25 protein-coding genes and 1 tRNA gene are annotated in these 26,448 nt (G+C 34.7%); 15 read left to right on the plus strand and 11 right to left on the minus strand.

Going from position 1 to position 26,448, the window contains the following annotated elements; genetic code table 11:
- Positions 1-128: 128 nt before the first annotated feature.
- From nrdF to ACTQZM_RS04350, 4 genes are all read right to left on the minus strand, one after another.
- On the minus strand, positions 129-1,091 hold the full coding sequence (gene nrdF, locus ACTQZM_RS04335) for a class 1b ribonucleoside-diphosphate reductase subunit beta (protein WP_441653011.1): 963 nt from the start codon (positions 1,089-1,091) through the stop codon (positions 129-131).
- A gap of 15 nt (positions 1,092-1,106) precedes the next feature.
- The gene (nrdE, locus tag ACTQZM_RS04340) at positions 1,107-3,266 is read right to left on the minus strand and encodes a class 1b ribonucleoside-diphosphate reductase subunit alpha (RefSeq protein WP_441653012.1); all 2,160 of its coding nucleotides are present in this window, start codon (positions 3,264-3,266) and stop codon (positions 1,107-1,109) included.
- 115 nt (positions 3,267-3,381) lie between these two features.
- The gene (nrdH, locus tag ACTQZM_RS04345; protein ID WP_016251727.1) at positions 3,382-3,603 is read right to left on the minus strand and encodes a glutaredoxin-like protein NrdH; all 222 of its coding nucleotides are present in this window, start codon (positions 3,601-3,603) and stop codon (positions 3,382-3,384) included.
- A gap of 479 nt (positions 3,604-4,082) precedes the next feature.
- Positions 4,083-4,655, minus strand: a complete 573-nt coding sequence (locus ACTQZM_RS04350) for a TMEM175 family protein (RefSeq protein ID WP_441653013.1) — start codon at positions 4,653-4,655, stop codon at positions 4,083-4,085.
- 217 nt (positions 4,656-4,872) lie between these two features.
- Here ACTQZM_RS04350 and ACTQZM_RS04355 point away from each other — a divergent pair, with 217 nt between their 5' ends.
- Genes ACTQZM_RS04355 through ACTQZM_RS04365 form a run of 3 tightly spaced genes read left to right on the plus strand, consistent with a single transcriptional unit; the run spans position 4,873 to position 7,638 of the window.
- The gene (locus ACTQZM_RS04355; protein WP_441653014.1) at positions 4,873-5,346 is read left to right on the plus strand and encodes a FeoA family protein; all 474 of its coding nucleotides are present in this window, start codon (positions 4,873-4,875) and stop codon (positions 5,344-5,346) included.
- Positions 5,339-7,486 carry a ferrous iron transport protein B gene (gene feoB / locus ACTQZM_RS04360; RefSeq protein WP_441653015.1) on the plus strand — a complete coding sequence of 716 codons (2,148 nt, stop codon included), beginning with the start codon at positions 5,339-5,341 and terminating at the stop codon, positions 7,484-7,486. Before ACTQZM_RS04355 ends, feoB begins: the two co-directional genes overlap by 8 nt.
- A complete protein-coding gene (locus ACTQZM_RS04365) occupies positions 7,483-7,638 on the plus strand; it encodes a FeoB-associated Cys-rich membrane protein (RefSeq protein ID WP_441653016.1) in 156 nt (51 codons plus the stop codon). Before feoB ends, ACTQZM_RS04365 begins: the two co-directional genes overlap by 4 nt.
- Before the next feature lie 69 nt (positions 7,639-7,707).
- On the opposite strand, the gene ACTQZM_RS04370 is transcribed toward ACTQZM_RS04365, so the two are convergent.
- Positions 7,708-8,568, minus strand: coding sequence for a DegV family protein (locus ACTQZM_RS04370; RefSeq protein ID WP_441653017.1), 861 nt, complete (start codon positions 8,566-8,568; stop codon positions 7,708-7,710).
- On the minus strand, positions 8,558-9,121 hold the full coding sequence (locus ACTQZM_RS04375) for a DUF1836 domain-containing protein (RefSeq protein WP_171301734.1): 564 nt from the start codon (positions 9,119-9,121) through the stop codon (positions 8,558-8,560). The genes ACTQZM_RS04370 and ACTQZM_RS04375 overlap by 11 nt, the downstream gene beginning before the upstream one ends.
- Before the next feature lie 194 nt (positions 9,122-9,315).
- Here ACTQZM_RS04375 and ACTQZM_RS04380 point away from each other — a divergent pair.
- From ACTQZM_RS04380 to mgtE, 9 genes are all read left to right on the plus strand, one after another.
- Positions 9,316-9,388, plus strand: a tRNA-Lys gene (locus ACTQZM_RS04380).
- 208 nt (positions 9,389-9,596) lie between these two features.
- A complete protein-coding gene (gene yycF, locus ACTQZM_RS04385; RefSeq protein ID WP_016251734.1) occupies positions 9,597-10,301 on the plus strand; it encodes a response regulator YycF in 705 nt (234 codons plus the stop codon).
- A gap of 3 nt (positions 10,302-10,304) precedes the next feature.
- Complete coding sequence (walK, locus tag ACTQZM_RS04390; RefSeq protein WP_441653018.1) at positions 10,305-12,137, plus strand: cell wall metabolism sensor histidine kinase WalK; 1,833 nt, start codon at positions 10,305-10,307, stop codon at positions 12,135-12,137.
- Positions 12,128-13,435 (plus strand): YycH family regulatory protein, encoded by a 1,308-nt coding sequence (locus ACTQZM_RS04395; RefSeq protein WP_441653019.1) that lies wholly within the window; start codon positions 12,128-12,130, stop codon positions 13,433-13,435. Before walK ends, ACTQZM_RS04395 begins: the two co-directional genes overlap by 10 nt.
- A 3-nt stretch (positions 13,436-13,438) precedes the next feature.
- A complete protein-coding gene (locus ACTQZM_RS04400) occupies positions 13,439-14,299 on the plus strand; it encodes a two-component system regulatory protein YycI (protein WP_113783804.1) in 861 nt (286 codons plus the stop codon).
- Between the two features lie 42 nt (positions 14,300-14,341).
- Positions 14,342-15,148, plus strand: a complete 807-nt coding sequence (locus tag ACTQZM_RS04405) for an MBL fold metallo-hydrolase (protein WP_441653020.1) — start codon at positions 14,342-14,344, stop codon at positions 15,146-15,148.
- 177 nt (positions 15,149-15,325) lie between these two features.
- Positions 15,326-15,610: a co-chaperone GroES gene (groES, locus tag ACTQZM_RS04410; RefSeq protein WP_016251739.1), complete on the plus strand. Its 285-nt coding sequence runs from the start codon at positions 15,326-15,328 to the stop codon at positions 15,608-15,610.
- Between the two features lie 17 nt (positions 15,611-15,627).
- Positions 15,628-17,259: a chaperonin GroEL gene (groL, locus tag ACTQZM_RS04415; RefSeq protein ID WP_016251740.1), complete on the plus strand. Its 1,632-nt coding sequence runs from the start codon at positions 15,628-15,630 to the stop codon at positions 17,257-17,259.
- 446 nt (positions 17,260-17,705) lie between these two features.
- Entirely contained in the window at positions 17,706-19,025 is a 1,320-nt protein-coding gene (gene mgtE, locus ACTQZM_RS04420) for a magnesium transporter (RefSeq protein WP_171309883.1), read from the plus strand.
- A 142-nt stretch (positions 19,026-19,167) separates the two neighbouring features.
- On the opposite strand, the gene ACTQZM_RS04425 is transcribed toward mgtE, so the two are convergent.
- The gene (locus ACTQZM_RS04425) at positions 19,168-19,932 is read right to left on the minus strand and encodes a MerR family transcriptional regulator (RefSeq protein WP_441653050.1); all 765 of its coding nucleotides are present in this window, start codon (positions 19,930-19,932) and stop codon (positions 19,168-19,170) included.
- Positions 19,933-20,131: 199 nt separating this feature from the next.
- Here ACTQZM_RS04425 and ACTQZM_RS04430 point away from each other — a divergent pair, with 199 nt between their 5' ends.
- The 3 genes from ACTQZM_RS04430 (at position 20,132) to nadE (ending at position 23,450) form a co-directional block, all read left to right on the plus strand.
- Positions 20,132-21,004 carry a CPBP family intramembrane glutamic endopeptidase gene (locus tag ACTQZM_RS04430; RefSeq protein ID WP_441653021.1) on the plus strand — a complete coding sequence of 291 codons (873 nt, stop codon included), beginning with the start codon at positions 20,132-20,134 and terminating at the stop codon, positions 21,002-21,004.
- Between the two features lie 132 nt (positions 21,005-21,136).
- Positions 21,137-22,612 carry a nicotinate phosphoribosyltransferase gene (locus ACTQZM_RS04435; RefSeq protein ID WP_441653022.1) on the plus strand — a complete coding sequence of 492 codons (1,476 nt, stop codon included), beginning with the start codon at positions 21,137-21,139 and terminating at the stop codon, positions 22,610-22,612.
- Between the two features lie 13 nt (positions 22,613-22,625).
- Positions 22,626-23,450: an ammonia-dependent NAD(+) synthetase gene (gene nadE, locus ACTQZM_RS04440; protein WP_243198378.1), complete on the plus strand. Its 825-nt coding sequence runs from the start codon at positions 22,626-22,628 to the stop codon at positions 23,448-23,450.
- Positions 23,451-23,509: 59 nt separating this feature from the next.
- Here the strand turns inward: nadE and ACTQZM_RS04445 are convergent, their stop codons facing one another.
- The 4 genes from ACTQZM_RS04445 to ACTQZM_RS04460 all read right to left on the minus strand — a co-directional run bounded on the left by ACTQZM_RS04445 (position 23,510) and on the right by ACTQZM_RS04460 (position 26,318).
- Positions 23,510-24,331: a LysR family transcriptional regulator gene (locus ACTQZM_RS04445; RefSeq protein WP_208922519.1), complete on the minus strand. Its 822-nt coding sequence runs from the start codon at positions 24,329-24,331 to the stop codon at positions 23,510-23,512.
- Positions 24,332-24,358: 27 nt separating this feature from the next.
- Positions 24,359-24,811 (minus strand): class Ib ribonucleoside-diphosphate reductase assembly flavoprotein NrdI, encoded by a 453-nt coding sequence (gene nrdI / locus ACTQZM_RS04450; RefSeq protein ID WP_248625117.1) that lies wholly within the window; start codon positions 24,809-24,811, stop codon positions 24,359-24,361.
- A 94-nt stretch (positions 24,812-24,905) separates the two neighbouring features.
- A complete protein-coding gene (locus tag ACTQZM_RS04455) occupies positions 24,906-25,433 on the minus strand; it encodes an LURP-one-related/scramblase family protein (protein WP_441653023.1) in 528 nt (175 codons plus the stop codon).
- Between the two features lie 12 nt (positions 25,434-25,445).
- Positions 25,446-26,318 carry a Cof-type HAD-IIB family hydrolase gene (locus tag ACTQZM_RS04460; RefSeq protein WP_113783821.1) on the minus strand — a complete coding sequence of 291 codons (873 nt, stop codon included), beginning with the start codon at positions 26,316-26,318 and terminating at the stop codon, positions 25,446-25,448.
- Positions 26,319-26,448: the final 130 nt, after the last annotated feature.

Genomic DNA, 26,448 nt, shown 5'->3' on the forward strand with positions numbered 1-26,448 from the left:
AGCTAAGTATGCATTAACAACTTTCTTTTTTAGTTCATAACTGTATTTAGCCATAAAAATACCGACCTCCAATTGTTAGATTTTATGGTCTAACTTTTGGGGGTCGGTACAAAGCTGTCTATTTTTTTTTACATACCGATGAGATAATCTTCGTCTTTCATTGCTTCGACAGTACCTAAAAGATAACCATTGCCGACTTGCGAGAAGAAATCATGATTACTTGTACCTGTTGAGATACCATTCATAACGATTGGATTGACATCATTTGCCGTATCTGGGAAGAGTGGATCTTGTCCTAAGTTCATCAATGCTTTATTGGCATTATAACGTAGGAAAGTTTTGACCTCGTCTGTCCAGCCTAATTCATCATAAAGTTCTTCTGTATAGCGTTCTTCGTTTTCGTATAATTCATAAAGTAAATCATACATCCAATCACGTAAGCGTTCTTGTTCTTCAGCAGATAATTCATTAAAACCTAATTGGAATTTATAGCCGATATAAGTGCCATGTACGGACTCATCACGGATAATTAATTTAATAATTTCCGCTACGTTTGCTAATTTATTGTTTCCTAAGTAGTAAAGTGGTGTATAAAAACCTGAATAGAAAAGGAAAGTTTCCAAAAAGACGCTGGCTACTTTCTTTTCTAGCGCCGTGCCATTTTTATAGATTTCATTAATGCGTTCGGCTTTTTTTTGTAAATAGGGATTCGTATTTGTCCATTCGAATATTTCTTCAATTTCAGACTTGGTATTCAAAGTACTAAAAATAGAAGAGTAGCTTTTCGCGTGTACAGATTCCATAAACTGAATATTATTCAACACGGCTTCTTCGTGTGGGGTACGAGCATCTTTGCGCAAGTGCTCCATGCCGCTTTCTGATTGGACTGTATCTAAAAGGGTCAACCCACCAAATACATGGCCTACTGTTGTCTTTTCTAATTCAGAAAGTCCACGCCAGTCATCTAAGTCGTTGGATAAAGGAATACGTGTATCTAGCCAGAATTGTTCTGTTAATTTTTCCCAAGTCGATTTATCGATAATGTCTTCAATTTCATTCCAGTTAATCGCTGCATAATAAGTTTCTGCCATTTTCTTCACTCCTTTTTAGATGACACAACTTTCACATTGGTTACTACCGATTTCTTCTGCGTCATCTGTGAAAGTACGGATATAATAAATTGATTTAATTCCTTTATGGAAAGCATAATGACGTAAAATATTTAAATCACGTGTTGTTTGTTTGGTTGTCGTTTTCCATTCATATAGACCAGCTGGAATTTCTGAGCGCATAAATAGTGTTAAACTCATGCCTTGGTCGATATGTTGTTGCGCAGTGGCATATACATCAATTACTTTACGCATATCCATATCATAAGCAGAAGTGTAATATTTAATTGTGTCATTAGAAAGTAATGGGGCAGGATAATAAATCTTACCAATTTTCTTTTCTTGACGTTCTTCAATTAAACGGGTAATTGGATGTAAGCTCGCACTGGTATCGTTAATATAAGAAATTGAACCATTTGGCGCAACTGCTAGGCGATTTTGATGATACATTCCATATTTTTGTACGAGTTGTGATAATTCAGCCCAAGCTTGTCCATCTGGAATAAAGATACCTTCAAATAAGGCTTTTACTTTTTCAGATTTTGGTTGGAATTGGCCGGTTACATATTTTTCAAAATAGCTACCATCGGCATATTTTGATTTTTCAAAGTTATGGAAAGTTTGTTTGCGTTCTTTGGCAATTTGCATACTTTCATAAATGGTCCAGTAATTTAAAAGCATAAAGTAAATATCGGTAAATTCAATGGACTCTTTTGAACCATATGCCATGTGATGTTTCGCAAAATAGGTGTGTAAGCCCATGGCACCTAAACCGATTGTATGACTTAAAGCATTCCCATTTTGAATTGAAGGAACGACATCGATATCTGAGGCATCAGTGACGTAGGTTAAGGCACGCGTCATCACACGAACAGATTTACCAAAGTCAGGACTTTCCATTAAGTTGACGATATTGGTTGAGCCTAAGTTACAGCTAATGTCTGTACCTAAAACCTCAAATTCTTGTTTACCATTTAAAATAGAAGGTTGTTGAACTTGTAAAATTTCTGAACATAGATTACTCATGATAATTTTACCGTCAATTGGATTGGCACGATTGGCTGTATCTAAGTTTACGACATATGGATAACCTGATTCTTGCTGTAATTTAGAGATTTCATTTTCTAAATCACGGGCTTTAATCTTGGTTTTACGAATATTAGGATTAGCCACTAGATTATCATATTCTTTTGTAATATCGATATAAGAGAATGGGACGCCGTATTCTCGTTCAATACTATATGGACTAAATAGATACATATCTTCATTTTTGCGTGTCAGCTCATAGAATTTATCAGGCACCAATACACCTAATGAAAGGGTCTTGACGCGAATTTTTTCATCGGCATTTTCTTTTTTAGCTGATAAAAATTGGATAATATCTGGATGGAAGACATTTAGATAAACCACCCCAGCGCCTTGACGTTGACCAAGTTGGTTAGAGTAACTAAAACTATCTTCAAATAATTTCATTACTGGCATTACACCACTAGCCGCATTTTCATAACCCTTAATTGGGGCACCGGCTTCACGTAGGTTTGACAGTGTAATTCCGACACCACCACCGATACGTGATAATTGCAAGGCAGAGTTAATCCCACGTCCAATAGAGTTCATATCATCGGTAATTTGGATTAAAAAGCAACTCACTAATTCGCCACGACGTTTACGACCGGCATTTAAAAAGGAAGGTGTTGCAGGTTGATAACGTTGATGAATCATTTCATCGGCTAAATCTAAGGCTAATTCTTCATTACCATCTGCAAAATAAAGGGCATTAAAGGCGACGCGATCTTCATAAGTTTCTAGATAAGTGGTCCCATCATTGGTTTTAAGGGCGTACTGAGAATAAAACTTATAAGCTGCCATAAATGATTTGAAACGGAAATTTTGCTCAAATAAATAGGTATATAGTTTCTCAATAAATGCTAAATCATATTTTGCTAAAAATTCGGTTTCAAGGTAATCATGTGTAGTTAAATAATCCAACTTTTCTTTAATAGTAGAAAAAGTCATCGTATTTGGTTTTACATTCTCTTCAAAAAATGCCTGCAGTGCTTCTTGATCTTTTTGAAGAGGAATTTGGCCATTCACTGGTCGATTAATTTCATTATTTAATTTAAAGTAACTGACATCTTTCAGTGCTTTTAAACTCATCCGCTCACAACCTTTTTGTTTTTTTAATGAAACATAAAAAAAGATTTGTAGTTATTTAGTAACATACAAATCATTCAATTATACATATGAATATAAATGATTTTAATCATTTTGTCTAGGCTAATAACTTCAATTGATCTGGACGGAAACCAACAATTGTAGCTACGTCAGAAGTCACCACAGGAACGGTTTGAAATCCATTTTCTTTTAGCCAATCAATTGCTTCTGGTTGAATGTCAATATTGATTTCTTCAAAGCTGATCTGATTTTGTGTTAAAAAGCGTTTTGCCATTTTACATTGCATACAATTATTTTTCGAAAATAGTTTAATACTCATGACTGCTTCCTCCGTTAATCTTTATATCATTAGTATAATGCTCTTTGACGAAATGTCAACTATAAAAACACAATATATAGTGGTTAGTTTTGTGGATAAACACAATAGATAGTATTTCACAATAAAAATGTATACAAATGAATGTTTTGTATATTTTCATGAAAGCAATTCAATGGCTATTATTCTAAGTTTTCATTTTTCTTGCAGAATATTAAGTTGTGATTTTAAACTGTGGATATTCAAAAAATTGTATAGTCAGATTCACAAAATAAGTAAGAGTCATCCACAAGATATAGTGGAGTGTCAATTTGTCAAGCACAAGAAATATGAAACAAAAGAAAGATATGAAACATTTATCGGAAATCTAGCCTATCCTATTGACAAAAGAAAAAGACAAGTTATCCCTATGTGTTTATAAGGGAGAAAACTTGTCTAGTCAAATTAGTTATTCTATGATGCAATCTAATTCAAAGTAATAATTATTTATATATTTTCTCAATTAGTGTATCCGGAATAATCCATAATAATGTGATACAGAATAATAATACGTAACTTGCAATCGGTGCGACAAAAGCTAGTAAAGCAGATAAGAGATACGAGGCAATGGAAATCTTTGCTTTCAAATCGCGTCCAAATAGTTGTTTAATTAATGAATGTTCTTCATGGGTATCGAGGATGGCATTTTGCAATAGGTAATAAGAAATAGCACACATAAATAAAACAAAGCCATACATAAATGTTGGGGCAGTTTTAAATAAATGCGCACCTAGCCAACTTGTCGTAACGGGTAAAAGGGACATCCAAAATAGCCAATGTAAATTTAACCATAATATTTTACCAGAGACTTTCTCTAGAGTTGAGATTAAATGATGATGATTATTCCAATAAATACCTACATATAAATAACTTAAAATATAGGCAAAAAAGGTAGGGGAAACTTCTTTGATTGCGTCAAAAGTAAAGTCTTTTGGCGTGTGTAATTCGAGTACCATAATTGTAATGATAATTGCTAACACACCATCGCTAAAAGCTTCCATTCGATTTTTTGGCATGAATAAACACTTCCCTATGATTAAAATTATCTTTTCCAAATTCCTTGATTATATTACAAAATATTTTATCTAAAAGCAAGATTTTTGTAATGAAGCAATTTAGAATCATTCTTATTTTGTGAAACAAAGCACAAATCATTGACATTTCAATGTTTTTGGCGTATCCTATTGATAATGATTCTCAATTGCAAAAATAGAAATGAAATTAGGTAACAAAATGAATATATTACAAGCAAACATGCATCAGATATATGAAATTTCAAAGATTAAAACGGATGAAAAAGTAACCAAGCGTCTACAAGATTTAGGTATTGTTCCTAAAAGTGAAGTCGTCTTGATTCAATTATCAAAAGAAAGTGGCGTCATTGTATTGAAAAATTCGCGCTTAGCATTGGCCACGGAAATATTATCACAAATTGAAATTACCGAAAAAAAGACACATGTGCAGTGGATTCCTTTAGATGAAGTGAAAATCGGTGAACGCGTGAAAGTGATTAGCATCCATGGAGAAGGTGCAGTAAAACGCCGCTTGATGGATATGGGTGTGACGAAAAATGTAGAAATCTTAGTACGCAAAGTTGCGCCTTTGGGAGATCCGATAGAAGTGGTTTTACGTGGCTATAATTTAAGTTTGCGAAAAGCTGAAGCAACATTAATTTTGGTGGAAAGACAGGTGAGTGCGGATGAATAAACAGATTGCCTTAGTAGGAAATCCGAATAGTGGTAAGACGAGTACTTTTAATGTTTTAACTGGTTCTAATCAATCTGTGGGAAACTGGCCCGGGGTGACAGTCGAACGTAAATCAGGATTGTTAAAGCAAAATAAAACTATCTGTATTCAAGACTTGCCAGGAATTTATTCTTTATCTTCTTATTCACCTGAAGAAGTCGTTGCTAGAGATTATCTATATACGAATGATGCAAGTGGCATTATTAATATTATTGATGCTTCCAATTTAGAGCGCAATTTATATCTTACCTTGCAATTGATGGAATTCGGGTTACCGATGATTTTAGGCTTAAATATGATGGATATTGTCAAAAAATCGGGCCAAAAACTGAATATTGAAAAATTAAGTTATGCTTTAGGGCTACCAGCTGTTGCGATGAGCGCATTGAAAAAGCAAGGAATGAAAGAATTGACAAAAGCATGCGAAAAAATGATTGCTAATCCTCAAATTGGCAATACGGTCACTTATGATGATCGTTTGGAAGCAGCCTTTAATGAAATTGCTAATATTATAGAAGGAAAAGTTTCTAAACAACATTTGCGTTTCATGACGATTAAACTTTTTGAACGTGATGAATTAGTCAATGCCCGACTAACGTTAACACCAGCAGAGCAAAAAGAAATTGCAGAAATCATTGAAATCACCGAAAAGATTTTTGATGATACAGCTGAAGCGATTGTGATAAATGAGCGTTATGAAGCGATTAGTCGAATTACTGCACTGTGTCTAGTTAAGCATACGAGTTTTGAGTTAAGTTTTAGTGACAAGATTGATCGAGTAGTAACGAATCGCTTCCTAGCATTACCAATTTTTGCCTTTGTGATGTGGGCGGTTTACTATTTGTCTATTCAAACTGTCGGAACAATGGGGACTGATTGGATTAATGAGGTACTTTTTGGTCAGTGGGTTCCTGATTGGACGACCAAAATTTTGGAAAGTTGGCAAGTGGCGCCTTGGATGCAGGGCTTGATTGTTGATGGGATTATCGCAGGTGTCGGAGCGGTGTTAGGCTTTTTACCCCAATTATTAGTGCTATTTTTCTGTTTAGCGATTTTGGAAGATTGTGGTTACATGGCTCGAATTGCTTTTGTTATGGACCGAATGTTGCGTCGTTTTGGCCTTTCAGGGAAATCATTTATCCCAATCTTGGTATCAACTGGTTGTGGGGTTCCGGGAGTAATGGCGACACGAACCATTGAAAGTGAAAAAGACCGCCGCTTAACAATTATGGTAACCACTTTTATGCCATGTTCTGCTAAGTTGCCAATTATTGGGTTAGTAGCCGGTGCTTTTTTCCCTCATCATAGTTGGGTCGCGCCATCAGCGTATTTTGTTAGCATCATTTCGATTATCTTATCGGCAATAAGTTTGAAAAAGACAAAACTATTTAGTGGAGAAGCGACACCATTTATTATGGAATTGCCACCTTATCATTTTCCACAAATGGAGAATGTCTTTTTACAAATGATGCAACGTGGACATTCTTTTGTGAAAAAAGCAGGAACGATTATTTTTGCGACCAGTGTGCTTATCTGGTTTACAATGAATTTTAATTTCCGCTTACAAATGGTGGCTGCCAATCAAAGTATTTTGGCTAGTTTTGGTCATCTACTTGCTCCTTTATTTATTCCACTTGGGTGGGGCAATTGGCAAGGGGCCGTGGCTTCAATGACAGGTTTAATTGCCAAAGAAAATGTCATTAACACATTTGGTATTTTATATAAAAATGCGAGTGAAGTCTCTGAAACCGGTAAAGAATTTTGGCAAGCCATGCATTTAGATTTTACGGCTGTTTCTGCCTATGCGTTCTTAACTTTTAATTTACTTTGTGCACCCTGTTTTGCGGCAATTGGGGCGATTCATCGGGAAATGGCGAGTGTAAAGTGGACGTGGCTAGCCATTTTCTATCAATGTGGGTTTGCTTATGTGATCAGTATGATGATTTATCAGTTTGGTCATTTGTTCTTTGAAGGCGGAAGTTTAAACGTTTGGACTTGTCTTTCATTAATGGCTGCAGCTTATTTTGTCTATTTACTGATTAAACCAAATCATCAAAACAAACTCAACTTTGCAAAAGAAATGGTGGTGCATAAAGGATGAATTTACCGACTTTCATTTTATCTGTCTTGATTTTGGTTGCTGTTGTGCGTATTTTTTATCGGCAATTTCAAACAAAAGGGCATTGTGATCATTGTGAGAGTGAATGTGCCGTCAAACATTCGCTAAAATCAACTGACCAATCGACTAAATAATTGTTAAATATTTAAACATTTTAAAAAAAGCAGTCTCCCAAAATAGTTTGGAAGGCTGCTTTTTTGAGATTAATTATCTAAAATTTGACTGCCTAATCCAAGCAGCCCCGGTCCTGTGTGAACAACTAATGCAGGCGAAATATCTCCAAATAGAATTTCTGTTGCATGAGGTAATCTCTTTGCTAATTCCTCTTTTAACCATTGTCCTTCTTCATAAGCATCGCCATGTGCCACAGCGAGACGATAACTTTTTGCATCCTTTAAAAATTCTGCTGTTAATTTTAAGGTTGTTTCTAAGCTTTTTTTGCGTCCACGAGACTTGGCTACTGTGTAATAGATTCCATCTTCATTACAAGAAATGGTAGGATTTAACTTCAGCATATTACCGACGATTGAAGCAACTAAGCCAATCCGGCCACCTTTTTGTAAATATTCGAGTGTAGCTACATTAAAGTAGATTCGGTTTTTATAGACTTCTTCTGCAAGTTTTTGTTGAATAGTTTGAAAATCTAGACCAAGTTCGATATATTCTGCAGCCCGAATCGCTTGAAGTCCGGCAGCAATTCCAATATTTTTCGTATCAAGTACAAAGGTGTCTAACTCCGGATATTCTTCACTCACTAAACGAACGGCATTAAAAGTACCACTTAAACCACTAGAAATCGTAACAGCAATCACTTGTTGATAACCGTCTTGCTTTACTTGCTCAAAGACTTCATGAATCGTTTGCATACTTGGTAAAGAAGTTTTTGGAATTTCTTCTTTAAAGCGGTCATAAACTTCTTGAGGAGTGATATCTATTTTATCAATATAGGTTTGATTCGAATAAATAATTTGTAAAGGTAACATATACATTGATTTGTCAGTTACAATATCCATTGGCACATCGCAGCCAGAATCAATCACTAAGGCAATCTTTTTATTGTTCATATTTTTCTTCTCCTGTTAATATATATTTTTCTTGAAGGATAATCATTTTTTCAGCGAGTAATTTATTTGCAAAAGCTCTAGTAGCCGCCTGTACTGCGATTCTATCTAGTTCAATCGGAATAGCCAAATTCATTGTACTTAATTGCGCTTGATTAATAATAAATTGAATGGATTTTTCCTGTTCATCGCAAAATAAATCATAAGCTTCCCTGATTCCACTAACTTTTCCTTGAAATAAGATGCCACTTTTTACTTCTGGAATCGTAATGACTTGTTTCAATAAGGTAATTGCGATTAAAAAAGCTAAGTGTTTTCGTTGATATCTTTTTTTGATAGGTGCTGGAATCAATCCTTTTTTAACATAATTATTGACCATTGCAGGTGTTAGCAATGGGTGCTTTTCTGTTTGAATGACGGGCATCAGGTATTGATCTACCAGTTGGATGACTTGGTCCATATAAAGATCTAAATCGGGTAATTCTTGCCATCTTGGTAGGTGGAAATCTCTCAAAGACTCTCCCCATAAGGCAAGTTCATTTTTTAATTCATCCATCAATATCACTCCAATATCTATAATACAAAAATTAATTATATTAATCACTTTATCTAGTTTCTAAGACTAGATATATTTTAGCATATCTAAATAATCTTGTCACGAAGAAAAAAATACAAAAAAATAGAAAAAAAGTTTTATATAACTCTTGATTTTTATTTAATGGAGTGCTAATATGTAAAAGTAATCGATACGGGTTGTTAGCTCAGTTGGTAGAGCAGCTGACTCTTAATCAGCGGGTCGCGGGTTCGAGCCCCTCACAACCCATTATATTACGATAAATCTATCTGGTATTTTACTAGATAGATTTTTTTTATTACTAATTAGTGAAAAAATATGTTAAAAATAGAAATAAACCCATTGCTTTTAATGAAACTCTTTGCAAAATAGGCTATAATAATCTTTGAGATGTTCAATAGGTTTATATATTCAACAAGATAAAATAATAACTGTTTAAATATAGAGGTGAAACTAGATGAAAAAGATTTTAGTCGTTGATGATGAGAAGCCAATTTCTGATATCGTTAAATTTAATTTAGCAAAAGAAGGCTATGAAGTGTTTAGTGCTTATGATGGTGAAGAAGCTTTACAAAAAGTAGAAGAAATTCATCCTGATTTAATTTTGCTAGATTTAATGTTACCAAAAATTGATGGCTTAGAAGTTGCAAAAGAGGTCCGTAAAAATTATGATATGCCAATTATTATGGTTACTGCGAAGGACTCTGAAATTGATAAAGTGTTAGGACTTGAAATTGGAGCGGATGATTATGTGACCAAGCCATTTTCTAATCGTGAACTGGTAGCCCGGGTGAAAGCCAATTTGCGTCGTGGTGGTCAAGTTGCTAAAGAAACAGAAGAAAACCAAAACGCAGACTTAGTGGTGGGTGAATTAACGATACACCCAAATGCTTATATGGTTACCAAAAAAGAAGAAGAAATCATTTTAACGCATCGTGAATTTGAATTACTACACTACCTTGCAAAACATTTAGGACAAGTGATGACACGTGAACATTTACTTCAAACGGTTTGGGGTTATGACTATTTTGGAGATGTGCGGACCGTGGATGTGACTGTCCGTCGTTTACGTGAAAAGATTGAAGATAAACCTAGTCATCCAAATTACTTAGTGACTCGTCGCGGGGTTGGCTATTTTTTACGTAATCCAGAACAGGAGTAGTTTATGAGAGAAAGAGTTCGCTTTTTTCAATCGGTGAACTTTAAGATTGCCCTGACATTTATCTTGATTTTACTTATTTCAATCGAGATAATCGGGGCATATTTTATTCGCGGATTAGAAAAATCAATTGTCGATAATTTTACCAAAGGGATGGATACCCAAGTGGCTGCCTTGGCAAACACACTATCTTCGGAGCTAGATCGAGATCAAGCGGATGATGAAACGATTCAAGCAAATATTCAGCGGCTATTAGATAATAGTAGTACGAGTGAAATGATTGAGATGCGTGTGGTGGATGAAAAAGGCATTGTTTTAGCTACGACCGATGTTTCAGGTAAGTCTGCGATTGGTAAGAAGAATGATTACCAAGAGCTAGATGATTTTACAATTAAAAGTATGAAAGTAGCAGATAAAGATACCCACAGTCGCGTACTTATTAATGTCCATCCGATTCAGTCAATGACAGGAGATACGGTTTTAGGTGCCCTGTATGTAAAGAGTGATATTGAAGACCAGTATCAGCAAATTAAAAATATTGCGGTTATTTTTGTCACTGCCTCACTTTTAGCAGTAGGTATTTCGATGGTCGTTGCGCTTTTAATTGCCCATTCGATTACCCAACCAATTGGTGAAATGCGAGAACAAGCTTTACGAATTGCTAGAGGAGATTACAGTCGGAAAGTTACCGTTCATGGAAAAGATGAATTAGGTCAATTAGCTTTAACTTTTAATCAACTGGCTGAACAAATAGAAGAAACGCAAGATGCGATGGAATCTGAAAGAAACCGTTTGAATAGCGTCTTATCACATATGTCAGATGGAGTCGTTGCTACTGATCGCCGAGGAAAAGTCATTACTATTAACGACATGGCATTATCGTTATTAGGTATTTCTAAAGAGGCAGCAGTAGGACAAAATATATTGAATCTATTAGATATTGAAAAAGATTATACTCTTCGGAAAATTTTAGAAAGTACAGAAGAGTTATTAATTGAGCGAAATGAATCTAATTATGGGGATAACAAGATTATTCGTGTTGAGTTTTCAATGATTCGGCGTGAGTCTGGTTTTATCTCAGGTTTAGTTGCCGTTATGCACGATGTTACCGAACAAGAGCAAAATGAACGTGATCGTCGTGAATTTGTTTCTAACGTTTCTCATGAATTGCGCACCCCTCTAACAAGCATGCGAAGTTATATTGAGACTTTAAGTGAAGGGGCTTGGCAAGATCAAGAAATGGCGCCACGTTTTTTAAAAATTACTTTGGATGAAACCGACCGTATGATTCGGATGATTAATGATTTACTTGATTTATCTCGTATGGACAATGGTAATTTAAAACTGAATATTGAAATGGTTAATTTTAACGAATTAGTGAACTTTGTCTTAGATCGTTTTGACGTAATTATTGCAAATAGTGAGAAAAAGTATCGTATTGTTCGAGAGTTTACGCAAAGACCGCTTTTTGTTGAAGTGGATACTGACCGGATGATTCAAGTCATTGATAATATTATGAATAATGCGATTAAGTATTCTCCAGATGGTGGAAAAATAACTGTGCGCTTAATGGAAACACATAATAACGTGATATTATCGATTACCGACCAAGGGCTAGGAATTCCTAAAAAAGATATTTCACGTATTTTTGAACGCTTTTATCGTGTGGATAAAGCTCGTGCACGCAAACAAGGTGGAACTGGTTTGGGATTGGCGATTTCAAAAGAAGTGGTCAAAGCATTAGGCGGGACTATCTGGGCTACGAGTGTTGAAAATTATGGTTCAACTTTTTATATCAGTTTACCTTATGAACCGTTTGAGGAGGATTGGTGGGATTGAAATATTTGAGTCGTGGGATTCGTTTATGTTTGGTTGCATTGATTGCTTTGAGTTTCTATCTTTCATATCTCATTTGGTTATCTCCTGAACGAAATGATGAAAGCCAAGAGCAAGAGATGAGTCAAAAAATTACAGATATTCGTTCTAAAGAGGAATTATTTTTACCTACAAGTGTTTCATATCACGATGATAAACAAATTAACATAAGTAATTCACCAAGTATCTTATTATCTTTACATCATTTTTTTAAAGATCAAGAAATTCGTCGTCTACAAATCTATGCCTATGAAAATGAAGAATCTTTATTAAAAAATTTATCAAAGGAAAATTATGTTTCTTTTGATTATTTGTCAAAAATGAATTTAAATGAATATTTATCTGTTTATCAATTACGATTGTCAAATAACGATAAACAGAAACTAAAAAGTATTTATTTTGATGAAATGAGATTGAATTTAAAGCAAAAGCAACTAGTCTTTATTAATCACGAAGACCAGCAAGTGTTCAAATTTCATGTACAAATGGATTTAACCCAGATTGAAAACTATCTTAAAAAGCATCAAAAACAATTTCAATTGCATGAAGGTGAATTTAAGATGGTTTCCGGACAAGTTTATAGTAAAGATCCTATCAAATTACAGTTATACTCTTATATCTCAACGGATCAACCTTATACACTTTTTCGTGATGCATTCTTTTTAAATACACGTGATATCAAAGTGAATGATGATACAAATGATGCTTTGGTCTTAAGTAATCATCAAGGCGATATGCTGTCTATTTCATTGAATGATCAAATGGTGCATTTTCGTGCGAATCAAGTGGATTTTCATAATCAGAATATGTATCGTGTAAGTGCGGATTATGTCTCTCGCTTAGGAACGAACCTAGGACAATTGCGTTTCTTTCAACGTGAAGATAAGAAGATTATTTATCGTGCGTTTGTCGAAGGATATCCATTATTTAGAAAAGATGATAACGGAAAAATTGTAGTTTCCTTTAGTGATTTAGGTCAAGAAAATACTAGAAATATGGAGATTAGTGGGAATTTAACTACATTACAAGTTCCAATTCCTTCTGATAAGACAAAAACACTGCCAGGTGCTTTAACCATTTGTGAAAATTTGCAATCCTTAGGTATCAAAGCATTACCAGAAATGACGATTGGTTATTTGTGGGAGGAAATACAAGATACTGGAGTGGTGGATTTAACACCGACTTGGTTTGCTTATTATCAAAATCAATGGCTACCATACGATGAATTGGTACAAATTTTATCAAACGGGAAAGGGGCTTAAAAAATGGATTTCAAACGAATAGAAGCAATTTTTCTGGTCGCTTTCCTTTGTTTAGATATTTTCTTGTTTTCGATTTATCGACAATCACAAAATGAGCAGACACCAATCAATAATTCCTCTACCATCAAAATTACGCAGCGTTTAAAAGAAGATAAAATCAAGTATGAGGGCAAAATTTCATCTGAGCATACGGATGGTTATTATCTTAGTGCTACCCAGACAAATTTAAATACGGAATTGCAAAATATGAAAAAGACAAAGAAATTAGAAAATATCGATGTTTTGCGAAGTAGTGTGAAAGATAATTTACTTTCTTTAACCCCAGAAAAAGATTTATCCGTCAATAAAAAAGGACAGATTCCGACATTGGTTCGTGAAACATTAACAAATCAGAAAGAGATTATCCTCGGAAAAGATTATCGCTATCAAGACGAAATTCATCAACAAAGTGATGGCTATTTGGATGTTTATGCTTGTCAGAAATATGAAGGCATTCCAATAAATGATATTACTGCTCAAATCAAATTCACGTTAAAGAAAAATGATGAGAATTATCGCCTTGAAAAGATTCAGCAAATGCATTTGAGCAATTTAACGGCTTTACGCGAAAAAATGCCGCTAGTCTCTGAGGAAGATGCTTTAACGACGCTTTATATTAATAATAAATTGAGTAAAAATGATGAAATTTTATGGTCGAAATTAGCTTACACATTGGTACTACAAGTGAGAGGAAAAAATGTTTATGTACCTGCTTGGTTTGTGTCAATACGGCATGAAGACAAAAAAGAGCAAGTCGAAATAGTCAATGCTTTTCGTAATCGTATCATTACGAATGCTGCAGTTCGTAAAGTAGAAAATAAATAAATTTTACAGTATAATGACCTTAGATAAAAGAGGTGTGAACTTTTGGAAACAGGACAAGCTTTTGAAATTAGTATTTTAGCTAGTGGTTCGACAGGGAATAGCTTATATTTAGAGACGGCTGAAAAAAAGATTTTAGTCGATGCTGGTTTAAGTGGTAAAAAAATCGAATCCTTAATGCAGCAAGTCGGTAAAAATCCAGCAGACTTAGATGCTATTTTGGTGACGCATGAACATTCCGACCATATTCAAGGGGTAGGAGTCTTAGCACGGCGTTATGATTTAGAAGTCTACGCGAATGAACTAACTTGGAAAGCCATGGATAAACACTTGGGTAAAATTCCCGTTGAAAAGAAAAAAATCTTTGAAATGGGTACAAAGATTACTTTTGGTGATATGGATATTGAAAGCTTTGGTGTATCACATGATGCCGCCGCGCCACAATTTTATCGTTTTTATAAGGATAATAAGTCTTTTGTCATGTTGACAGATACTGGTTATTGCAGCGATCATATCCGAGGAGTCATTAAAGGGGCCGATGCTTATTTAATTGAAAGTAATCATGATTTAGAAATGTTACGAATGGGCGGTTATCCTTGGACTTTAAAGCAAAGAATCTTAGGAGATAAGGGCCATTTGTCTAATGAAGATGGTGCTTTAGTGATGACTGATGTTTTAACTGATAAAACCAAACGCGTCTATCTTGGTCATTTAAGTCGTGAAAATAATCTTGTTGAATTAGCCCATATGACAATGGAAGATACCTTAAAACGTTATGATTTTGGTGTTGGCGAGACTTTTGATATTTATGACACAAGTCCAGATACAGCGTGTGAACCCTTTACACTATAGTGATAAAAGATGTTTGATTATCTCAATTATTAGATAGTCAAGCATCTTCTTTTTTTAGTTTTTTGGACAAAATACTTGCAAATAGAGCGTAAAATGAGTAATATATTATTTGTAGTTAGCACTCAACTGTTTAGAGTGCTAATATCCAGATATTTATCTTTTTTGGAGGGATTCATTGTGTTAAGACCTTTAGGAAATCGTGTAATTATTGAAGTTGCACAAGAAGAAGAAAAAACAATTGGCGGGATTGTATTAGCCTCTGCTGCCAAAGAAAAACCACAAACCGGTACAGTCATTGCTGTTGGTAGTGGTGAAGTATTAAAAGATGGTACAAAAGTTGAAGTTCCAGTAAAAGTTGGCGAAACGGTGATGTTTGAAAAATATGCTGGTTCTGAAGTGAAATATGAAGGAAAAGAATATTTAATCGTTGCGGCTAAAGATATTATGGCCGTTGTAGAATAAGATTGAGGTGAAAAATAATGGCAAAAGAAATTAAATTTGCAGAAGACGCACGTGCAGCCATGCTACGTGGGGTAGATAAATTAGCGGATACAGTTAAGGTAACATTAGGACCAAAAGGACGTAATGTCGTTTTAGAAAAATCATTTGGTTCACCATTAATTACCAATGATGGTGTGACCATTGCTAAAGAAATTGAATTAGAAGACCATTTTGAAAACATGGGAGCTAAATTAGTTTCTGAAGTGGCATCAAAAACAAATGATATCGCTGGTGACGGTACAACTACAGCTACTGTTTTAACCCAAGCTATCGTACGTGAAGGTTTGAAAAATGTGACTGCGGGTGCCAACCCATTAGGTATTCGTCGTGGGATTGAATTAGCAACTAAAGCAGCGGTTGAAGAATTACACAATATTTCAGCTATTGTTGACTCTAAAGAAGCAATTGCCCAAGTAGGTGCAGTATCTTCAGGTAGTGAACAAGTAGGTAACTATATTGCCGATGCGATGGAAAAAGTTGGTAATGATGGTGTGATTACTATTGAAGAATCAAAAGGTATCGAAACTGAACTTGAAGTAGTTGAAGGAATGCAATTTGATCGTGGCTATCTATCACAATACATGGTTACTGATAATGATAAAATGGAAGCTGTTTTAGAAAATCCATATATCTTAATTACTGATAAGAAGATTTCAAACATTCAAGAAATCTTACCATTATTAGAACAAATCCTACAACAATCTAAACCATTATTAATTATTGCGGATGATGTAGATGGTGAAGCCCTTCCTACATTAGTGTTAAATAAAATCCGTGGTACTTTCAATGTAGTTGCTGTCAAAGCACCTGGATTTGGTGATCGTCGTAAAGCAATGTTAGAAGATATTGCTATTTTAACTGGTGGTACAGTGATTACTGAAGATTTAGGCTTAGAATTAAAAGATGCTACATTACAAAGCTTAGGTCAAGCAAGCAAAGTGGTAGTAAACAAAGATACTACGACGATTGTTGAAGGTGCTGGCGATTCAGAAAACATTGCCGCTCGTGTTCAAATTATTAAAGGTCAAATTGCTGAAACAACTTCTGATTTTGATCGTGAAAAATTACAAGAACGTTTAGCAAAATTAGCTGGCGGAGTTGCTGTGATTAAAGTTGGTGCGCCTACTGAAACAGAATTAAAAGAAATGAAATTACGTATTGAAGATGCATTGAATGCGACTCGTGCGGCAGTTGAAGAAGGTATGGTCTCTGGTGGGGGTACTGCCTTAGTGAATGTAATCAATAAGGTTGCTGAAGCTGAAAGTAAAGAAACAGGCGATGTTGCAACTGGTGTCCGTATTGTATTACGTGCTTTAGAAGAACCAGTTCGTCAAATTGCTGAAAATGCTGGCTATGAAGGCTCAGTTATCGTTGATCGTTTGAAGAAAGAAAAACTAGGTGTTGGTTTCAATGCTGCTACTGGTGAATGGGTAAATATGCTTGAAGCTGGTATTGTGGATCCAACAAAAGTGACTCGTTCAGCTTTACAAAATGCTGCTAGTGTGGCCGCTTTATTATTAACAACAGAAGCAGTAGTTGCTGATAAACCAGAACCAGCTGCACCTCAAGCACCTGCGATGGATCCTTCTATGATGGGCGGTATGATGTAAAAATAGACGAAGAACCTTGATTTATCAAGGTTCTTTTTTTGCTTATACGGATATTTTTAGCAAATAGGGGCAAAAATTATAAACTATTCAATTTTTCTATTATCTGTTCGCTCATTCTTTTGGTTACGTGATTATAGATTTTTAATGCGGTGTTAGATGTTTTAGCTTAATATATCATTAGTTAGTGATTTCTAGGAAGGATATGGAATATATTTGCAGAATTAAAAAGTTAGTTAAAATTTAGCAAACGAATCAAACGACGATTGACAAAAGCTAAAGGGCGGCCTATACTTCCAGTGGAATTCTAATTTTAAAGATTAATGGGGGTGTTGATATGAGTGAAGATCCGAGTCATTTGAGTCAAGAAGCGATGAACATTTTCCTAATTTTAGAGCAACGAATGTTAATTGCTTCCCAAAGTAATCTAATTTATGGAGGATGCGAAGATGCAAACACTACAATCAAATATCAGCCCATTAATTTTGAGCCAACAGTTGGAAAACTTTTATCCTATTGATGTAGCAGCGATTATTTCAAACTATTCTGATGAGCAATTGACTACTTTAATTCCATTATTAGACAAAAATATTTGGGCGCAAATTATTGAACAATTAAACAGTACAATTCAACAAAAAATTTTAGTCAAAATGTCATTGGAACAGGTTATAGCGATTTTTGAACAGATGTCTAAAGATGATGTTGTTGATTTACTAGGTGAGCTCCCCTTTTCAACGCGTAAGGCAGTTTTGAAAAAAATGAAGGAGCAAGATCGAAAAATAATTGAGTCGTTGCAAAAATTTCCTTCAGATAGTGCTGGAGGGATTATGACTACTGAGTATATCGCGTTGAATGAAAATTTAACAATGGCTCAGGCTTTGGCAAAAATAAAAGAAATCGCTCCTGAATCTGAAATTATTTCTGTAATCTATCTCTTAAATAATGAAAAACAATTAGTTGGGACGATAAATTTACGTCAAATTTTGATTCATAAGGATAATGATTTGCTTAAAACGTTTCAGGACAAAGTATTTCTTACTGTTTATCCAGATATGGACCAAGAAGAAGTATCACAAATTGTTTCAAAATATGATTTAATTGCAATACCTGTTATTAATCATCGGCAGCAATTATTAGGTATTATCACGGTGGATGATATTATCGATGTAATTATCGATGAGCAAACTGAGGACTTACTTGGACTTGGTGGGGTGGATAAAGAAGAACGTTTAGACATGCCTTTACTTGCTTCGGTTTCTAAACGTTTACCTTGGTTATTAGTGAATCTATTAACAGCTTTTTTAGCTTCTTTTACAGTAGGGTTGTTCCAATCTACTATCCAAAAAGTCGTTGTTTTGGCATCTGTCATGTCGATTGTAGCTGGTATGGGAGGTAATGCAGGAACACAGACTTTATCATTAATGATTCGTAGTATCGCATTAGGAAAAATTCAAGTGAGAAAAGAATGGCAATTTTTATCAAAAGAATTTTGTTTAAGTCTTATTAACGGTGCCGTAACGGGATTGGTTACAGGTGTGACATTGTATTTTTATTATCATAATTTCTATTTAGGCTTGATTATTTTTATTGCGATGATTGGTAATCTTATTATTGCTGGTGTCTTTGGTTATGTCATTCCAATTTTATTGAAAAAAGTTAACATTGATCCTGCGATTGCTTCATCAATTTTTTTAACAACTTTGACAGATGTGGGTGGATTTTTTATCTTTTTGATGTTAGCTAAAATCTTTTTACCTTTTCTTAAATAATGTTTAGCGCTTGTTTTAAAATATAAAAAATTCAGATGGCAAAAAGCAAGTTTTTTTAGCATTAAATGAAAGATTTCTATTTTTATGAATGATAAAGTCAAACCTTTCCTTCCACATTATAATCACGGAAGGAAAGGCTTTTTTAATTTTCAGTATAAAACTTAATGATTTCTGCTAGTAAATCGGTGGAGGGAGCAATGGTTTTTTCATCATAATACGCACGAAAACGCTCATCAGCTTGATACATTTCAGCTAAATTCCGATGATAAGTAGCATTATAATAGGGAGAAACTGTTGTCAACCAGGTTTTATGAGCCTCAAAAGCCTTTTGCGCTGTATCATTTGGTAGCTCTTGAGGATGTGAAAGTAAGGAATTTAAAGCTTGGATTAAAGTCTTTTCTGCATCTTGCATGGTTTCAAATTGCTCTGGGGTTAAGTCTAACCATTTTTGATTACTTTTTTGAACGGCTTCTTCACCATATTTTTCCCGTATTTCTTGGCCGTATTTCTCTTCATTTTCAGCTAATTTTTGTTTTTTAAAGTAGTTGAATTTTTCTTGATCAGTCATAGTTATTTCTCCTTGGTATTCTTGTAAAGTTTTTGCTAATGCTTGGATTTGTTGCTCTAATGAAATTTTTTGTTGGATTAATTTCATTTGTTGTGATTGTAATGTTTGGTAAATAGTAACCTTATCTTGTGCCATAATTGCTTGAATTTCAATTAAGCTAAGTCCAAACGATTTAAAGAATAGTATTTGTTGAAGACGGGTAACTTCCTCTGAGCCATAGATACGATAACCATTGGAGCGAATGGCTTTTGGTTTGAGTAAGTCAATTTCATCATAATAGTGTAAGGTTCGTTTACTCACACCGCTTAATTTAGCGAGTTGTTGGATTGTGTACTCCATTGTGCTCATCCTTTCTCCTCTTAATTACAGTTCTATCATAAGCAATGACGTTACGGTAGAGTCAAGTGTTTTTTATCAATTTAACTTTATTTTTTTTCGTTCTTTTGAGAATTTACCTGATAGGTTTTCCGACCATAGACCTATTTAATATTTTATAATTTATGTTACAGTCAATATATCAATATATGGAGGTGCATGTATGCAAAATATTCATTATTTTAAAGAGAATCCGCCAAAATCATGGTGGCGTCCGATTGTAGCGACATTCTTGGTTTTTGCCCTTTGTGGTGGTGTAGGATCTATTCCAATATCCATCTTGATTTCTATTTTTACGAAGGAATCCTTATCGCAAGTTACCGAAAACAGTATCAGTGGGGAGTTAGGTTCTTTATTTGGCTTTGGTTTTGCACTAATTGGAATAATCTATTGGAATAAACGGATGAATCATCGTCCAATCGCATCATTAGGCTTCAAAAAAGAGAATTTTTCAAGTCAATATTTTTTAGGGTTTCTAATTGGTGCCTTTTCTCTAGCTCTTTTAGCAGTAGTTACGATGCTTTTAGGTAGTATTCACTTTAAGTTAAATCCGTATATGAACTTTGGCTTAATTCTATTATTGTTACTTGGGTTTATCATTCAAGGTTTAACCGAGGAAGTATTATGCCGTGGTTATTTACAAGGTAGTTTAAGTGCATTGATGGATGAAAAGTGGGCAATTATCATTAGTGCGGTCTTTTTTGCAGTATTACATGGCGCAAATCCTGGCATTCAAGTATTACCATTGATCAATTTATTTATTTTCGGCTTGGTCTTTAGCTTATTATATGCGTATAGCGAAAATATTTTATTTGTAGGTGCTGCTCATAGTGCTTGGAATTTTTTCCAAGGTCCATTTTTCGGGGTACAAGTAAGTGGGACGGAATCCATAACTTCAGTATTAAAAGCAAGTATTCCGCAAGCAAACTTCATTAATGGTGGTTCTTTTGGAATCGAAGGTAGCATATTAACAACAGTATTTGGCATTTTTTGCTGTGTATTATTATCTCAACTCATATTAAAGAAAAGAAAATAAGTTTTTAAGCCAATGATACTCAAATTTGAGGCGTTGGCTTTTTATTGTATTGACAGATGTGTTATAATGTTTGCAAATATATTTTTATGAAATCATTGGTTGATGATTCCGATATTGAAAGGAATGTTAAATATGCAGAAGTTATATCCGGATGATAGTCTAACCTTACATACCGACATGTATCAAATTAATATGATGCAAACTTACTTTGAACTTGGTCGCCATAATTTAAATGTTGTTTTTGAATGTTATTTCAGAGACATGCCATTTAAGCACGGCTATGCTATTTTTGCTGGTCTTGAAAGAATTATTGATTATTTGAGCAATTTGACTTTTAGCGATTCTGATATCGAATATTTACGTAATGAATACAATTACTCAGAAGAATTTTTAGATTATTTAGCAAATTTCAAGTTTACTTGTACGGTGCGTTCAGCTTTAGAGGGCGATTTGGTCTTTAATAATGAGCCGATTTTACAAATTGAAGGTCCATTAGCACAGGCTCAACTCGTCGAAACAGCTTTGTTAAATATTGTTAACTTCCAAACATTAATTGCAACTAAAGCGGCTCGCATTAAATCGGTTATCGGTCAAGATCCATTATTAGAATTTGGAACACGTCGCGCGCAAGATTTGGATGCAGCGATTTGGGGGACACGTGCAGCCTATATTGGGGGTGCAGATGCCACAAGTAATGTCCGCGCTGGTAAAATTTTTGGAATCCCAGCTAGTGGGACTCATGCGCATGCGTTAGTGCAATCTTATGGTAATGATTATGATGCATTTATGGCATATGCAAAAACACATAAAGATTGTGTCTTTTTGGTTGATACGTATGATACTTTGCGTTTAGGTGTTCCTAGTGCCATTCGTGTTGCGAAAGAATTAGGAGATAAGATTAATTTCTTAGGTGTACGGATTGATAGTGGTGACATGGCTTATATTTCAAAACGTGTCCGCGAACAATTAGATGAAGCCGGTTTTCCTAATGCCAAAATTTATGCTTCAAATGATTTAGATGAAAGTACGATTTTAAGCTTGAAGATGCAAAAAGCAAAAATTGATGTTTGGGGAGTCGGTACGAAATTAATCACTGCGTATAACCAACCTTCATTAGGGGCTGTCTATAAGATGGTTTCAATTGAAAATGAAGAGGGAGAAATGGTAGATACGATTAAGCTTTCAAGCAATGCGGAAAAAGTAACTACGCCAGGTAAGAAACAAGTTTGGCGTATCACTCGTAATTCTGATGGTAAGTCACAAGGGGATTATATTACACTTTGGGATGAAGATCCACGCAAAGAAGACGAAATCTTTATGTTCCACCCAGTGCATACTTTCATTAATAAGACGGTGACTGATTTTACTGCGCGACCTTTATTACAAGATATTTTTGTTGATGGCAAGCTCGTTTATCAAAAACCAAACTTAGAAGAAATTAAACATTATGCCCAACAAAACTTAGATTCATTATGGGAAGAATATAAACGTGATTTAAATCCGCAAAAATATCCTGTAGACCTTTCTACGGATTGTTGGAACCATAAGATGAATTTATTAGATAAGGTTAGAAAAGCAACTTTTGAGCAACATAATTTGATGAAATAAAAGGAATGATTCGATGAGTTTACAAGAAAAAATTATTCAAGCTTTAGGTGTAAAACCAACCATTCATCCAGAAGAAGAAGTAAGAAAAAGTGTGGAATTTCTGAAAGATTATATGAAGAAACACCCATTTTTAAAAACCTATGTCTTAGGAATTAGTGGGGGACAAGATTCGTCACTAGCTGGACGTTTGGCACAATTAGCCATGGAAGAACTTAGAGTGGAATTGAATGATGACGCTTATCAATTTATTGCTGTTCGTTTACCCTATGGCAATCAAGCGGATGAAGAGGATGCAAATCGGGCATTAAAATTTATTCAGGCGGACCGTGTATATACTGTAAATATTAAAGCGCCAGTTGATGGGCAAGTAGCGGCCTTAGAAGAAGCTGGTGTGACAGTTAGTGACTTCAATAAAGGGAATATGAAGGCGCGTCAACGGATGATTACGCAATATGCGATTGCTGGAGAAAATAAAGGTGCAGTCATTGGTACCGACCATGCGGCAGAAAATATTACAGGCTTCTTTACAAAATTTGGCGATGGGGGCGCTGATATTTTACCGATTTTTAGATTAAATAAACGTCAAGGGAAGCAACTACTCGCTTATTTAGGTGCTGAACCGGCCATCTATGAAAAAGTGCCAACTGCTGATTTAGAAGATGATAAACCATTAATTGCAGATGAAGTAGCTTTAGGCGTGACTTATGATGAAATTGACGATTATCTTGAAGGTAAATCTGTCAGTGAAAAAGCTCGTACCACTATTGAAAATTGGTGGCATAAGACTGAACATAAACGTCATTTACCAATTACCATTTTTGATGATTTTTGGAAATAGGCGGTTAATAGAAATGCAAAAAAACCACAACTTTCGACTGTCAAAGTTGTGGTTTTTTTTTAGAATAGTTTTTCAGCTAATAGTTGTAATTTTTGATTAATGGCAACGATATTTTCGCGCAAATTATCTTTACGAACGATGGAATAAAAATGTCGTTTATTATCTTTAGGTAGCTGGCTAAAATGAATTGACGGATCTAAAGTACAACGAGGGACGATGGATTGCCCAACCCCATTTTTTAGCATGGAACCAATCATTTCATCGGTATCAATTTCAATAATTTTAGGCTCGATTGGATGATTTTGTAGATAATGTTGATTTAATTGACGTAAAGATAAATCATCATTACCTAATAGCCAATATTCACTACTTAAATCTCCGGCTAAAACGAGTTCATCCATTGCCAAAGTTGTTTTGTTAAATTCTTTGTGGTGGTCTACTTGCTCGATTAAGCCAATATCGATTTTGCTATTTTCAAGCCATTCTGCAATTTCATCACTGGTTGAAACCTTAAAGACAAAATCCACTCTTGGAAAAGCAGTCAGTAAGTGGCTCACTAGCTTAGGCAAATAATAAACGGCACAAAAATGTGAACTGGCAATGACACAGGTTTCACGTAGATTTTTTTGTTGACTGACTTTTTTTACGGCATGATCCCACTCGTTTAAGATTTTCAAAATTTTAGGATACATATAATCAGCCTCAGCCGTGGGAAGAATTTCTTGTTTGCCATTGCGGATAAATAATGGAACGGTCAACATTTCTTCCAATTTCTTGATTTGTGCAGATACAGTAGGTTGGGATAAGAACAATGAATCTGCCGAGCGTGTAAAATTATGTGTTTCGTAAACAGAGATAAACGTTCGAAGTAGTTGAAACAAAATTTGGCCTCCCTTTATTTATTTCAATTAATCTTTGAAATGAACTAATTTTTCATAGATATTTTGGACATCTTGAGTTGTTCCACGAAGTTCAAAATCAGCGATAAATGGAACTTTGAATTCTTCAGCATATTGTTTAGCCGTTAAGCAATATTGATGATTAAAGTTGCGATTTCCACTGCCAATGACGCCTAAACATTTTTTCGCATTTTCACCAAAACGGATATATTCTCTAAAAGGTTCTGTCAGAATTTCCACATCGCCATTATCTACGCCATTACCTCCCTCTAAATAGGTTGGCACAAAGGCGAAAAAGTCACTTGTTTCATTTTCAGGAATCGTTTGTAAATGCACTTCTTTGGCTTGAATTAAAGGATAGTTTTCGTCTAACTCGTGTTGCGCTTTTGCAAATTCAACTAATTTTTGGATAAAGGCACGCGTATTGCCTGAAATTGAGATAAAACGTACATCTATTGTCATTTTCATACCTCCAACCTATATTATAACATCAATGTCAAATCAACGCACAAAAAAACCTTGAAGAATTGAAAAAATATCTTCAAAGTTTGCTTGATTAATCAGTAATTAGTGAGGCTTGATAATTTAATTCAGCATTTTTAGCCTCTCTTTTAGAACGATTATATAACCAATAATCCATAACTGCAGCGATACAGATACATTTCGGAGCATTTTTTTCGTTAGGTATGTCTAAACTATAATAATTACCTGTTAAAAAATTGGCTTTATCCATCGTCATAATGCGCTCGTTAAAATGGTGAATTTGATATTTATGTTGGTAAATATCCCCATGCGCAGCCCAATGAAGTTGTTTGATGTAATAAAAATCTCCCGGCCAGTTAAATATTTTGCGCATTTCACCGACTTTTTGATAGTTTTCGTAAATGATAAATTTGCTACCAAAGATGATGCTTGCTTGTTTAATGCTGGCGACTAATTGTCCGTTCATTTTATAAAGAAGTAAGGCATCTCGCTTTCTGCCCCAATTACCCACCATCAAATATATATCATGATTTTTTTCATCTTTAACAATGGTTCTTGTTCGTTTTGAAAGTTGATGCTGTTGAATGTAGAATTCAGGCATTGCAATCCCTTCTTATGATAAGTTTTCATCAATGGCTCGACGAATCGCTTTTCCCACACCACTATTAATATTGGTATCGGCTATATATTTGGCAGCCTGTTTTAATTCATCCACAGCATTTTCCATGGCAAAACTTACGCCAGCTTCTTGAATCATACTCAAGTCATTAAAGTTATCACCAATGGTCATGGCTTGTGATAATGGAATATTTAACATCTCTGCAATTTTTTTCACAGCAATTCCCTTTTGCGCATCGATGTGGTTGATTTCAATATTATTTGTCCCAGAAGAGGTAACATTTAGCGTAGGTTTATCGATTAATTCCGCAGAAACCTTCTCTAAAATATCGGGATCTGTAGTATTAAATCCAATAATTTTTAATACTTTAATATCGTCTCTTAAAATATATTCTTTCATATTGTCCACGATTTTAATTGGCAATGATTCAAAGCGAGCTGAAGTCATTGCAATGGCCATTTGGTAAGTCAAGTGTGGCAATTTTTGAGAAAGAAAAGCGGCAAATGTTTCAATTCTGCGTGCTAAATTCTCTGAAAAAGTTCCTTGATTGGTCGATACTTCATAGTAAACATTGTATTTTTCAAGTATCCGCATGACTTCAAGGGCATTTTCTTTGGCAATTTCAATTGTGAATAAGACGTGATGATCTTTATCAAACGCTTGGGCCCCATTTAAAGTGATCATTGGACATTTAATATTAGCATCATTTAAGGCAGGGAGCGCTTCAGTAATATTGCGTCCAGTGCATACCATAAAATGAATGCCTTTTTCTTGTGCATAACGAATGGCGGCAATATTTTCTTCACTAATATGCATGTGTTCGTCTAAAAGTGTGCCATCCATATCAGAGGCAATTAATTGAATCATAATCTTCATCCTTTACTACTTCAATCTTTATCTCTAGTTTAACACAAAAAGAGGGCTTACAAAACGAAAAATGTCTGGAATGATAACAAAAAACTCTTTTATCTTTATAAATTTCAGTTACAATAAGTGT

Origin of the sequence: Enterococcus cecorum, assembly GCF_052119425.1 — a bacterium.
Taxonomy (GTDB): Bacteria; Bacillota; Bacilli; order Lactobacillales; family Enterococcaceae; genus Enterococcus_E; species Enterococcus_E cecorum_C.